The 11,898-nt window shown below is 49.3% G+C and carries 13 protein-coding genes; 1 reads left to right on the top strand and 12 read right to left on the bottom strand.

All coding sequences use genetic code 11. The features are described 5' to 3' along the window. Window positions 1–53: 53 nt before the first annotated feature. From groL to ACIFQM_RS01545, 7 genes are all read right to left on the bottom strand, one after another. The gene (groL, locus tag ACIFQM_RS01515; RefSeq protein WP_025685232.1) at window positions 54–1,682 is read right to left on the bottom strand and encodes a chaperonin GroEL; all 1,629 of its coding nucleotides are present in this window, start codon (window positions 1,680–1,682) and stop codon (window positions 54–56) included. A gap of 71 nt (window positions 1,683–1,753) precedes the next feature. Beyond that, window positions 1,754–2,035 (bottom strand): co-chaperone GroES, encoded by a 282-nt coding sequence (gene groES, locus ACIFQM_RS01520; RefSeq protein ID WP_014280320.1) that lies wholly within the window; start codon window positions 2,033–2,035, stop codon window positions 1,754–1,756. Window positions 2,036–2,307: 272 nt separating this feature from the next. After that, window positions 2,308–3,078 carry a twin-arginine translocase subunit TatC gene (gene tatC / locus ACIFQM_RS01525; protein ID WP_430039360.1) on the bottom strand — a complete coding sequence of 257 codons (771 nt, stop codon included), beginning with the start codon at window positions 3,076–3,078 and terminating at the stop codon, window positions 2,308–2,310. A gap of 112 nt (window positions 3,079–3,190) precedes the next feature. Beyond that, window positions 3,191–3,442 (bottom strand): twin-arginine translocase TatA/TatE family subunit, encoded by a 252-nt coding sequence (locus ACIFQM_RS01530; protein ID WP_430039358.1) that lies wholly within the window; start codon window positions 3,440–3,442, stop codon window positions 3,191–3,193. A gap of 178 nt (window positions 3,443–3,620) precedes the next feature. After that, window positions 3,621–4,103 (bottom strand): MogA/MoaB family molybdenum cofactor biosynthesis protein, encoded by a 483-nt coding sequence (locus ACIFQM_RS01535; RefSeq protein ID WP_025685236.1) that lies wholly within the window; start codon window positions 4,101–4,103, stop codon window positions 3,621–3,623. Between the two features lie 112 nt (window positions 4,104–4,215). Further along, entirely contained in the window at window positions 4,216–4,704 is a 489-nt protein-coding gene (gene moaC / locus ACIFQM_RS01540) for a cyclic pyranopterin monophosphate synthase MoaC (RefSeq protein ID WP_192510293.1), read from the bottom strand. 42 nt (window positions 4,705–4,746) lie between these two features. Next, window positions 4,747–5,403 (bottom strand): 5-formyltetrahydrofolate cyclo-ligase, encoded by a 657-nt coding sequence (locus ACIFQM_RS01545; protein ID WP_430064920.1) that lies wholly within the window; start codon window positions 5,401–5,403, stop codon window positions 4,747–4,749. 274 nt (window positions 5,404–5,677) lie between these two features. Between ACIFQM_RS01545 and ACIFQM_RS01550 the strand changes: the two genes are divergently transcribed. Further along, window positions 5,678–7,636 (top strand): ABC-F family ATP-binding cassette domain-containing protein, encoded by a 1,959-nt coding sequence (locus tag ACIFQM_RS01550; protein ID WP_430064922.1) that lies wholly within the window; start codon window positions 5,678–5,680, stop codon window positions 7,634–7,636. A 634-nt stretch (window positions 7,637–8,270) separates the two neighbouring features. Here ACIFQM_RS01550 and tsaD read toward each other — a convergent pair. From tsaD to ACIFQM_RS01575, 5 genes are all read right to left on the bottom strand, one after another. Beyond that, complete coding sequence (gene tsaD, locus ACIFQM_RS01555) at window positions 8,271–9,335, bottom strand: tRNA (adenosine(37)-N6)-threonylcarbamoyltransferase complex transferase subunit TsaD (protein ID WP_430039354.1); 1,065 nt, start codon at window positions 9,333–9,335, stop codon at window positions 8,271–8,273. Further along, complete coding sequence (gene rimI / locus ACIFQM_RS01560) at window positions 9,332–9,847, bottom strand: ribosomal protein S18-alanine N-acetyltransferase (RefSeq protein ID WP_430039352.1); 516 nt, start codon at window positions 9,845–9,847, stop codon at window positions 9,332–9,334. The genes tsaD and rimI overlap by 4 nt, the downstream gene beginning before the upstream one ends. 17 nt (window positions 9,848–9,864) lie before the next feature. Continuing rightward, a complete protein-coding gene (tsaB, locus tag ACIFQM_RS01565) occupies window positions 9,865–10,701 on the bottom strand; it encodes a tRNA (adenosine(37)-N6)-threonylcarbamoyltransferase complex dimerization subunit type 1 TsaB (protein ID WP_430046652.1) in 837 nt (278 codons plus the stop codon). A gap of 3 nt (window positions 10,702–10,704) precedes the next feature. Beyond that, the gene (gene tsaE, locus ACIFQM_RS01570) at window positions 10,705–11,184 is read right to left on the bottom strand and encodes a tRNA (adenosine(37)-N6)-threonylcarbamoyltransferase complex ATPase subunit type 1 TsaE (protein WP_430046649.1); all 480 of its coding nucleotides are present in this window, start codon (window positions 11,182–11,184) and stop codon (window positions 10,705–10,707) included. 408 nt (window positions 11,185–11,592) lie between these two features. Then, the gene (locus ACIFQM_RS01575; RefSeq protein WP_430039346.1) at window positions 11,593–11,772 is read right to left on the bottom strand and encodes an aspartyl-phosphate phosphatase Spo0E family protein; all 180 of its coding nucleotides are present in this window, start codon (window positions 11,770–11,772) and stop codon (window positions 11,593–11,595) included. Between the last annotated feature and the right edge of the window lie 126 nt (window positions 11,773–11,898).

Consider the following 11,898-nt stretch of genomic DNA (forward strand, 5'->3'; position numbering starts at 1 on the left):
ATCAGGGATTCTACTCACAGAAACCCTAGATGCATAAAGGGTTCATCACCCTATTACATCATGCCGCCCATTCCACCCATGCCGCCCATATCAGGCATTGCTGCCTTTTCTGGTTCTGGCTTGTCAGCGATAACTGCTTCGGTAGTCAAGAACATTGCTGCTACGGAAGCAGCGTTTTGCAGTGCATAACGAGTTACTTTTGCAGGGTCAACGATACCAGCGTCGATCATGTTTACCCAGTCGCCAGTAGCTGCGTTAAAGCCTACGCCAACTTTTTCACGTTTCAGACGCTCAACGATTACGGAGCCTTCTTCACCCGCATTAGCAGCGATCGTGCGGATTGGAGCTTCCAGAGCGCGCAATACGATGTTCACGCCTGTTTGCTCGTCGCCTTGCAGTTCAACGGCTGCAACAGCGCTGTATACGTTCAGGAGCGCTACACCACCACCGGATACGATACCTTCTTCAACCGCAGCACGGGTTGCGTTCAGGGCATCTTCGATGCGCAGTTTGCGTTCTTTCAATTCTGTTTCAGTAGCCGCACCGACTTTGATAACTGCTACACCGCCGGACAATTTAGCCAGACGCTCTTGCAGTTTCTCTTTGTCGAACTCGGAAGTCGTTTCTTCCAGTTGCGTACGGATTTGGCTAACACGAGCGTCGATGTCGGCTTTATTACCAGCGCCGTCAACCACAATCGTATTTTCTTTTGTGATACGCACTTGACGTGCTGTACCCAGTTGATCTACGGAAGCAGTTTTCAGGTCCAGACCCAGTTCTTCCGTGATTACTTGACCGCCTGTCAGGGCAGCGATATCTTGCAGCATTGCTTTACGGCGGTCACCAAAGCCTGGAGCTTTAACAGCCACAGCGTTGAATGTACCACGCAGTTTGTTAACAACGAGCATAGCCAGCGCTTCGCCTTCGATGTCTTCAGCGATCAGCACGAGTGGTTTGCCTTGTTGTACGATTTTCTCAAGCAAAGGCAAAATTTCTTGTGTGTTCGTGATTTTTTTGTCTGTGATCAGGATATACGGATTGTCCAGCACAGCTTCCATTTTGTCCGTATCTGTAATCATGTACGGGGAAATGTAGCCACGGTCGAACTGCATACCTTCAACCACTTCCAGCTCTGTTGCAAAACCGCGGGATTCCTCAACCGTGATCACACCGTCTTTGCCCACTTTTTCCATAGCTTCAGCGATCAGTTCGCCTACTTCGTCGTCAGCAGCGGAAATACCGGCTACTTGTGCAATGGATTGTTTGCTTTCGATTGGCTTGGAGATCGCTTGCAGTTCAGCAACAGCTGCTTTAACCGCTTTGTCGATCCCTTTACGGATACCGATTGGACTTGCACCGGCAGTTACGTTTTTCAAACCTTCTGTGATGAGGGCTTGAGCCAAAACAGTAGCGGTTGTCGTACCGTCACCAGCTACATCGTTGGTTTTAGTTGCTACTTCTTTAACCAGTTGAGCGCCCATGTTTTCGAAAGCGTCTTCCAGCTCGATTTCTTTTGCAATCGTTACACCGTCATTGGTGATGAGCGGGCTACCGAATTTTTTCTCCAGTACAACGTTACGGCCTTTCGGTCCGAGTGTTACTTTAACAGCGTTAGCCAATGCATCTACCCCACGAAGCATGGAGCGACGAGCGTCTTCACTAAATTTAATGTCTTTTGCCATTTGCGATAAACCTCCCATGGATTATGAATGATTTGTTCGATTCCTATATTCAGGTCTTGTCCGGATTCCGGTTAACCAATGATCGCGTGGATATCGCTTTCTTTCATAATCAAATATTCTTTACCTTCATATTTGATTTCCGTTCCAGCGTATTTAGAGAAGATTACACGGTCGCCTTCTTTTACTTCCAGAGGAATACGGACACCGTCTTTCAATGCGCCTGCGCCAACCGCGATAATTTTGCCTTCTTGCGGCTTTTCCTTAGCAGAGTCAGGAAGTACGATTCCGAAGGAAGTCGTTTGTTCTTGCTCAATTGCTTCCACCAATACGCGTTCACCCAAAGGTTTGATCATGAAAAAATAGCCTCCTTATTAAGTGTTTTATTCCGTTATACGGTTGTTATGTTGTATGTATTAGCACTCGACACTCGTCAGTGCTAACAACCAACTTTATGATACTCAACTTGAGATTGAATTTCAAGTCCCTAATGTATTTTTTATGGGAATTTTTATGGCCGGCCCTTCTCGATTATATCCATCTGCCCTAAAAATAACCGTTACCTCAGGCTAATGGTTATTTTTAGGGCAGCTAAGCTGCTATCTTTTATGATCAGAGTTCCCACCAGTTATCGTTCTGGCGCTACACGCAGTTGTGCCTCCCGTTCCTCGTCCGCACGCAGTTGCTTGCGGTACACCACTGCTGACATATACACACTCACTTCATACAGCACCAGTAACGGGATCGCCACCAGGAAGTCGGAGATAAAATCCGGGGGAGTTATGACGACAGCGACAAAAACAAGCAAAAAATAAGAAATTTTCCGCCATTTACGAAGCCTCATTGGAGTTAACACCCGAATCCCCGTCAGGAACATGATGAGCAGTGGCAGTTCAAACAACAGAGCCACAGGCAGCACAATATTAAACATGAAGGTGAAATATTGGGCGATGCCGTACGTTTCATGCAGTCCCATACTTTTGGTGACAGACGACGTAAACTGAATCGCCATCGGGAAAATAATAAAATAGGCAAAAGCTGCACCGATCACAAACAACAGCAGCACATAAGGTACATACCGCAAAGTCGCGTTCTGTTCTTGCGGTCGCAAGCCTGGACTAACAAACTTCCACAGCTGGTAGCATGCAAACGGCAGCGCAACCGCAATTCCGATCAGCATGGCGATCTTCATGTAGATGCCTATTCCGTCCCAGAAGGAAAATGCATTCAGCTGAAAAGCCTGCGCCGAACCGGAGCGAATAAGCCAGTCATAGACAGGACCTGCGGCGAATAAACCACCAGCCAGTGCCAAAACAAATACAATCAGCACATAAATGATTCTGCGACGTAGCTCTCCCAGATGCTCCATGAGCGGCATTTCATGCTCTGGTGGGGTCACACTCGCTCCTCCTTTCTGGATTGGACGCAGCTGCGCCTCCCAAAAAATAAAGCCCTTCCCTGGAGAAGAGGCTCTTCTTGAAATTATAAAAGCACCCAAAAATAAAATTTATCTAAGACAACTGCTTATCCTCCGGCTGGGGCTGCACTTCTGAAGCCGTTGTATGGGATGCCTTGACTACGCTATCCTTACTGTCTTTGTGTTCAGTCCGTTGGTCTTCAGACAAAATATCACGTGCTCCGTTTTTAAACTCACGGAATGTACGCCCCACAGCGCGACCCAACTCAGGCAGCTTGTTCGGGCCGAATAGCAACAGCGCCAGAATGATTAACAAAATATAACCCGGTGCTCCGATATTAGGCATGAGTGTTATCCTCCTTATGTTGACGGGCAAAAACTAAAAACAAGAACCAGCATCTGGTATACAGACGCAGAAACAACCGTGGGTACCCTGCTTGTCCGTTGTATATTTCTTGTATGTTTGCTCGCATACAGTCATGTAAATTCTTACGGATATCATACCACACTCAGCATACTGCCTTCTACCGGAACTGGCCTGTCACCATAAGAAGCGCCTCTGGCAATTGATCCATAATAGCCGCCAAATTTTCGTGCACGCCCTTGGGCGTTCCCGGCAAATTTACAATTAGCGTACGTCCCCGAATTCCTACGATTCCACGAAAAAGCATGGCTGTCGGATTTTTCTGCATCACAATCATACGCATCGCTTCCGCCATGCCGGGCACTTCCCGTTCCACGACCCGCCGAGTCGCCTCGGGTGTCACATCACGGATCGCCAGCTCGGTTCCACCCGTCGTCAGCACCAGGTCTGCATGAAAATAATCGGTCATTTCGATTAAAGCCGCAATAATTTCATCCGGTTCATCGGGAACGATCCGGTACTCCACAATCTCTCCGCCCAGCTCTTCTTCGATGAGTTCCCGGATGACCTGTGCGCTTGTATCCTCACGCTCTCCCCTCGCCCCTTTATCACTGGCTGTCAGGATCGCCGTTTTCCACACCATATGATCACCCTTCTCCTATCATGAAAGAATACTTTCTCTTCTGAAAATCAGAAACAGCTACGCTGCATTCTCCATCACATCACAGTACCCTCTCCGCGACATGTTGTCTATGTCAAGGTTCCTGGTGGTCCTCCCTTTGAAAATCCCCATGCTTGCCACCTGTTTTCGATTGCAGCATGGTAGGGCCGATGATCATATCTTTTTGCAGCGCCTTGCACATATCATACACGGTTAACGCTGCGGCTGAAGCCGCTGTCAAAGCTTCCATTTCCACACCTGTCTTGCCCTCAGTCTTCACTTCGGCTTCAATATGAAGCACATCATGTCCATTATCGGAAAACGTAATATTTACGCCCGTCAGAGCCAGCGGATGGCACATGGGAATCCAGTCCGACGTTTTTTTCGCGCCTTGAATCCCGGCGACCTGGGCCACAGCAAGAACATCGCCCTTGCCGATCCTACCCTCTTTCACAGCCGTGAGTGTAGCCGGATTCATCGTAATCCGCGACACGGCGACTGCTGTACGAACCGTGGACGCTTTGCCCGAAATATCCACCATACGAGCTCGTCCCTGTTCGTTAAAATGAGTAAAGGAATCCACGACTCCCTCACAGCTCCTTTCACATGCCATACTTCGCTTCATTCATCGTTTGTTTTTTTCTGATTTTGCAATATCGCAATGTATGTGGCCTTCCGGGGTAAAAAGCACTTCCACCCTCAAATCCCCCGGCTCCATGGGTACCTGCTGCTGCAGTTGTCCCGGCAGCAGCAGCGAAACATACAGCGGACCTGCATTGCCGTTGGCACGCTTCTCTGCTTCTACCTGTACGGTGAAACGATCATAGTAGCCTCCGCCGTAGCCGATTCTGCCCCCATGACGGTCAAAGGCCAATCCCGGCACGACAACCCAGTCGATTTCCGACCACATTTCAGGCGCCCATTTCTCGCATGTGGGCGCAGGCTCAGGAATGTTCCACATGCCGGGCACGATATCGCTGTGCTGCCCCATCTGCCTCAGCTCCATGGTCCGGGTTACCGGGTCCACTCTGGGAGCCAGCACACGGTCCCCCCGTGACCAGCAATGCTCGATAAAGGGAGTCGTAGAAATCTCGCTGCCAAAAGAAAGATAGCTAAATATCGTCAGCCTATCTCCGTTTCTGTCTATTCTAAGCTGCTCCCATGCCTCAATTGCATGCCGACAGGCCACAGCCGATGCCTCCTGCCGCGTCAGCGGGTCCATAGAGTCCCGCGCCTCCCGTTGCTGCAAGCGCAGCGCGTTCTTCACACTCCAGACATCCAAAGAATATCCGTCCTCCCGCACAATCGTCGATAATGCTTTAAAACGTTACTATTTATCCAATTGTCAGTAAGTCTTGTACCTTGCAAGCTTTTTTCATTTTTTTTCAGTTCTCGTTTAAGTTTATCATTGTTTATACAAATTGACTACACGCGGCTCAAGGGTTTACAGGGTGATAGCAGTGCATTAGTGGGTATTTTCATGTAAACTGGAAGGAAGACACCCTGCGGAGGAAGCGGGGAAAACTGTGCATAATGTAATGGAGGAACGATACGCGATGCTATTGCAAGTAACTGGAATTACGAAATCCTATGGAATTGAGCCCGTTCTGGACGGGATTAACCTTCAAATATTGGAACGTGAACGCATTGGACTGGTAGGTGTGAACGGCGCGGGCAAATCAACATTGCTCAAGATCATCGCTGGAGAATTATCCTATGAAGGTGGACAAATTTTCAAGGCGAAGGAGACCAGCATTGGTTATTTGGCACAAAACAGCGGCTTGAACTCCGACCGATCCATCTGGGCAGAAATGATGCTCGTATTCACTCCACTGATCGAAGCCGAGCGGGATTTGCGGCAGCTGGAGCAGGAAATCGCCGACCCGGCCAATGCGCAGAACGAGAAGCGCTATGCAGATCTGCTGGAAAGATATGCGAGAAGATCAGACTGGTTCAAGGATCACGGCGGCTACGAAATGGAGACCCGGATTCGCAGCGTGCTTCATGGCATGGGCTTTGGCTCATTTGCACCAGAGACGCCTGTATCCACACTGAGCGGCGGACAGAAAACACGTCTCGCGCTGGCCCGCATTCTGCTGCTCGCCCCGGATGTACTCATGCTGGATGAGCCGACCAACTATCTGGATATTCAAACACTAACCTGGCTCGAAGATTATTTGCGCGGCTATTCCGGCTCGCTGCTGGTCGTATCCCATGACCGTTATTTTCTGGATCGACTGGTGACGACCATTATCGAAATCGAGCGTCATCGTTCGACCCGATATACAGGTAACTATAGTCGATATATGGAGCTGAAAGCTGCCGAGTACGAAACCAATCTCAAGCACTATGAGAAGCAGCAAGGGGAAATTGCCCGTCTGGAGGCATTCGTACAACGCAATATCGTGCGAGCTTCCACCACCAAGCGTGCCCAGAGCCGCCGCAAGCAGCTGGATAAAATGGATCGAATGGATCGGCCGATGGGGGATCTGAAAAAAGCCCATTTTTCCTTTGAAACAGCTTATATGTCGGGGAAGGAAGTGCTGGAGGTACGCGACCTCTCCGTAGCCTATGAAGGTAAGAAACCGTTATTTCAGCATGCATCCTTCGACTTAAAACGCGGCGATACCGTTGCGCTGATTGGTCCGAACGGGATCGGAAAATCGACGCTGCTCAAATGCCTCACCGGAACATTAAAGCCTGCCGCCGGGTCCATTGACTGGGGCACGAAAATCAAAATCGGCCTGTATGATCAGGAGCAAACGAACCTGAACCCGGCCAATACGGTGCTGGAGGAGCTATGGAGCGAGTACCCCCATATGGAGGAGGCACGAATTCGCACAGTGCTGGGTAACTTCCTGTTCAGCGGTGACGATGTGCTGAAAAAGGTAGCTACTTTAAGCGGCGGTGAAAAAGCTCGCGTCTCTCTCGCCAAGCTGATGCTGCGCGAAGCCAATGTGCTGATTCTCGATGAGCCTACCAACCATCTCGACCTGTTCAGTAGAGAAGTGCTGGAGGCTGCCCTAATCGACTATGACGGCACACTGCTGTTCATCTCCCATGACCGTTACTTCCTCAACAAAATGGCGGAACGTGTCATTGAGCTTCATCCTGGCGGAATAGAACATTTCCTGGGGAATTATGATGACTATGTAGACAAAAAGCAGGAGCTGGCGGAAATTGCGCAGGAAGCTCTGGAGTCCAGTCAGGCAACGCGAAGCAAAGTATCATCTATATCCGCAACGAATGAGACAGCATCCAAAACAGGTGCAGCAGCCTATGCCGCAGACAAACAAGCCAAGAGCGAGGAACGCAGTCGCCAGCGCAAGCTGGAGACACTGGAGAATCAGATTAAAGAGCTGGAAGAACAAATTACCAAGCTGGAGGAGCAAATGACTCTGCCAGAGGTTTATCAGGATTACACGGCGCTTCAGGATATTCAGACACAACTTGACGCACGCAAGCAGGAATTGACAGCAACCTACGCTTCATGGGAGGAACTGTTAGAGGAGTAAGATCTGCTTCACCATTATGGCCTTAAAAATTTCACATTTGCCCCATTCATCTTTTTATACACAAAGATATCCACAGAATATGTGCATGGAATGTATTGAAAAATGGCCTTTGGGGCCATTTTTTTATTGATAAAAAGCCATTTTCATATGAAAACCATTTTTATCCACCCTTTTATCCACATTATCCACAGATTTCACAAAATCTAAAGATACATAATGTCCCCTATTCTTGTATCCTAAAAAAGTCTTAAGCTGCTTGCTTTGAGCTTAATTATCCACATTTCGGACGGGATATGTGGATAACTTTGTTCACAACTTGACAAATCATATCATTGTTCGAGGAGTATTAAATTTTAGTTTTTTTTGATGAATGCTGAAAAATCGTGCAGCATCATGACGAACGATGCGGGGGAAATTAGACACGAAGCTTCACCTGCTCAAAATCCTGTATTTATACCTATTGAATTTTATATATAGATCTGAATCCAATTCATAAATGATTAAGTCAACGAAATGTAGAGTACATATAGGCATTTAGCTTATTATGAAGCATAAAAAGACACGACCCAAACGAGCCGCGTCCCAATCTACTTTCTTCACTTACCTTCTACTCACCAGCACAATGCTTCTCCATTTAAGATTGAACGGACCACTCCTCCAGAGACAGCCCGGGATCAGCTTTCATGTCCAGCGAGGTGAATTCTCCGCGCTTCCACTTGGCGTAAGCTGCGGCACCAATCATGGCTGCATTATCCGTACAATATTTCATAGATGGCACAAGTAACTCGATACCTTCACGCTCGCAACGTTCGCGAAGTACCGTCCGCAGTCCGCGATTGGCAGCAACACCGCCGCATAGCAGTAGCTGCTTCGCACCGTATTCACGCATAGCACGAATCGCTTTTTCTACCAGCACCTCGACGACCGATTCTTGAAAGCCTCTTGCGATAGCTCCGGCATGAACAGTTTCTCCGCGCATTTTCGTCTGGTTGATCACATTCAGCACCGCCGATTTCAAGCCGCTGAAGCTAAAATCATAAGAATCCGGCTCCAACCATGCACGGGGCAAAGTGATTGCTTCCTCCGATTCATGAGCCGTTCGGTCTACGTGCGGACCACCGGGATACGGAAATCCAATAGCCCGTGCTACTTTGTCATAGGCTTCCCCAACCGCATCATCCCGCGTGCGCCCAATCAGGTGAAAATGACCCTCGGACTCCATCCATACCAGCTCCGTGTGCCCACCCGATACGACCAGAGCGATGCACGGATATACAATTGTATGCTCCAGCTGATTGGCATAAATATGTCCTGCGATATGATGTGTTCCAATCAACGGCTTGCCGAATGCCATAGCGGCGCTCTTGGCAGCAACAATGCCCACCAGCAACGCACCAACCAGTCCCGGCCCTTGCGTCACGGCTACCGCCGAAAGCTCGCGGGGCGTAATTCCCGATGCTTGCATGGCCTCGTCCAGCATGTAGGTAATGCTCTCCACATGCTTGCGGGATGCCACCTCCGGCACAACTCCGCCAAAGGCTTTATGTGTTTCAATCTGACTGGAAATCAGGTTAGAAAGCACCTCAGTGCCATTTTTCACGACGGACACAGCTGTCTCGTCACAGCTCGTCTCCACTGCCAATATATAGCAAGGCTCACCAGAGGCGGCGCCTGTACCTGCTTTTTCCTCTTGCGTCATTGCTTCTGCACGCTTCCTTCCTGTTCACCGGATGCCTCATGTGTGGGAAGATCCGCCCACATGATCACGGCATCCTCGTTATTATCCGAATAATAGCCCTTGCGAACACCCGCTGGCTTAAAGCCCTTTTTCTCATATAAGCCCTGAGCAATCCGATTCGTCACTCGTACCTCCAGCGTCATGCGTTCCATCCCCAGATAAGAGGCGGTTTGCATTAACTCGTCCAGCAGCTTATTTCCAAGCTTGCGCCCGCGATAGGCCTCACGAACAGCAATATTCGTAATATGAGCCTCGTCCATAATCGTCCACATCCCTGCGTAGCCGATCGCCTGTCCGTTCAGCTCCATAATCATATATTTAGCAAAATGATTCATCGTCAATTCATTGCGGAACGCTTCCTCCGTCCACGGTAGCGTGAACGCTTCATGCTCAATCGCCAGCACATCGGGAATATCGTCCAGCTGCATCAGTCGAAACTCCAGCTTTTCTTCCCGTTGTATGTTCTTTGCCATGTTGTTCACCGCTCTCTTCAGCGCTGACGAAGCAGATTGGCTTCCGCCTCCGCCAACTGGGTATAGTTTGGAACCAGCGTATGTAGCTCGTCATGTTCCTGACGAAGCAGCTTATCCGCCCCCAGGCGGCCAACCCATCTTCCTTCCAGCTCATAAGGTACGATACGAAGCTCGCTCCATGCACGCAGGCGCTCGGCTGTTTCTGCGTGAACCGCCGTTTCACCGACCAGCCAAATGACCGCAGGGCGCTCTTCGGACGGCAAAGCCTCCAGTCGTTGCAGCAGATCCTCGGTCCAAGTGGCCATCAGCCGGATCGCATCCGACTCCAGACGCTGTGGAATCCCTCTATCGCCGTCCATATTCACAGCGAACAAGCCTGTGTAAACCTGCCCACGCCGCGCATCCAGCACTGGAACGATCCAGTCTGTCGCCTGCTCTCCAGCCAAGTGCTTACTTGCTGACTCATTTCCAGCTTCTTGCTCCTGCGACTCGGTGCCGCGACTCCAACCGCCCCAGGCCAGCGCATGCAAAGTGGATACGGATGTCACCGGGACGCCCCATGCCCAAGCGAGTGTTTTCGCTGCGGTCACGGCAATGCGAATACCTGTGTAGGACCCCGGTCCGACACCCACCGCAATGCCGTCTACATCATCCCGTGTCAGCCCGTCTTCGTTCAGAAGCCGTTTTAATTCGGAAATCACGTGCACCGAGTGATTGCGTTCGCCATAGACATTGCTTTCTCCCAGTAACTCTTTTCCGTCCATCAGGGCTGCCGCCATCACGGTCGTCGCTGTATCTAACGCCAAAAAACGCTCACGCGGCTTTACATTCTCATCTGTATGCTCTCTGTGCATGCTTCAAACTCCATTCTCCCGCAAACTGCGGCACCATTGTTCATAAGGCTCGCCATACCCGGTAAGGTGAATCAAGCGCTCCTCCACATCCGTTGTTTCTATATACATGTGAAGCCGCTGCTCCGGCAACATATCCGGTATAATACTGCCCCATTCGATCAGACATACGCCTGTCCCGTAAAAATATTCGTCCAGCCCAAGATCCTCTGCCTCATCCTGTGTAATACGGTATACATCCATATGGTACAAGGGCAATCGGCCTTCATACTCCTTAATGAGCGTAAAGGTTGGGCTGTTTACGATACCCGGGACACCCAGATGACTGGCAAAGGCTTTGGAAAAAGCGGTTTTGCCCGCTCCCAGATCTCCATCCAGCACGATCACCGTTCCGGGAACCGCTTTGGCTGCCAAAAAACCTGCCAAAGCCCCGGTCTGCGCCTCTCCGGCAGAACGGAACGTAAACTGTTCCTGCGAAATTGTCATATATTTTAATCACCTTTCGTCCGAATCGGACCGCTCCAACTTGTCCTTTATTATATAGTTCACCTTATGTCGCCGCAAGACATGAAGACATGCTACGGTAAGATGGGTGTAACAAAACATTTTACTCATGATTGACGTACAGCAGGCTATGTTTATGTATGAATTGTTCGTAAATCGTCCTGGGACAGCTTTTACCAAACCGAATTGGGCGATGTGCTAAAGGAACTGGGGGCTGAGTGGCGAACAAATCGTTGCCCACCACAATGAAATGCTCGGTAAGCGTTTTGTACGTTTGCTTGCAACGCAGGCTGTACATTTTTAATATGAATCATTCTGATTTAAGGGATGTATGATAAATAATAGAGCGAGTCACCCGCCAAAAGTTTCTCGCTCAGAGGTCGATTGCTTTTAAGCAGTCGGCTTGTTTATATGTGTATAGAAGGTCCGATTGTATTGGTTGATGAGTTCGTCGAGAAGCATAGATTGCTTGAGCACACGGGCATCATCCAATCCGTGTTCTTTTTGAAGATCGTAGAGCTTCTGTCTGTTCTTTTCCAAGCGATATCGTAAAATTTCTTGCTTTTTCATCACAATTCCTCCCACTATAAATTAATATTTTCTCTTGTTTACTCACTCATTCTTCGATTTTCAGCCATTGACAGGTCGAGAATTGGAGAAGTCATGTAAGGATGTCATTATTTTCTGACAGAGCCG

The sequence above is a fragment of the Paenibacillus sp. NRS-1782 genome (assembly GCF_050467685.1).
Taxonomy (GTDB): Bacteria; Bacillota; Bacilli; order Paenibacillales; family Paenibacillaceae; genus Paenibacillus; species Paenibacillus terrae_A.

Bases quoted from the DNA above. Each gene is read 5' to 3' on its own strand.
- ACIFQM_RS01530 (WP_430039358.1), bottom strand. From the start codon at position 3,442: ATGCCTAATATCGGAGCACCGGGTTATATTTTGTTAATCATTCTGGCG.
- tsaD (WP_430039354.1), bottom strand. From the start codon at position 9,335: ATGACGCAAGAGGAAAAAGCAGGTACAGGCGCCGCCTCTGGTGAGCCT.
- rimI (WP_430039352.1), bottom strand. From the start codon at position 9,847: ATGGCAAAGAACATACAACGGGAAGAAAAGCTGGAGTTTCGACTGATG.
- tsaB (WP_430046652.1), bottom strand. From the start codon at position 10,701: ATGCACAGAGAGCATACAGATGAGAATGTAAAGCCGCGTGAGCGTTTT.
- ACIFQM_RS01535 (WP_025685236.1), bottom strand. From the start codon at position 4,103: ATGGTGTGGAAAACGGCGATCCTGACAGCCAGTGATAAAGGGGCGAGG.
- groES (WP_014280320.1), bottom strand. From the start codon at position 2,035: ATGATCAAACCTTTGGGTGAACGCGTATTGGTGGAAGCAATTGAGCAA.
- tsaE (WP_430046649.1), bottom strand. From the start codon at position 11,184: ATGACAATTTCGCAGGAACAGTTTACGTTCCGTTCTGCCGGAGAGGCG.
- ACIFQM_RS01575 (WP_430039346.1), bottom strand. From the start codon at position 11,772: ATGAAAAAGCAAGAAATTTTACGATATCGCTTGGAAAAGAACAGACAG.
- ACIFQM_RS01550 (WP_430064922.1), top strand. From the start codon at position 5,678: ATGCTATTGCAAGTAACTGGAATTACGAAATCCTATGGAATTGAGCCC.
- groL (WP_025685232.1), bottom strand. From the start codon at position 1,682: ATGGCAAAAGACATTAAATTTAGTGAAGACGCTCGTCGCTCCATGCTT.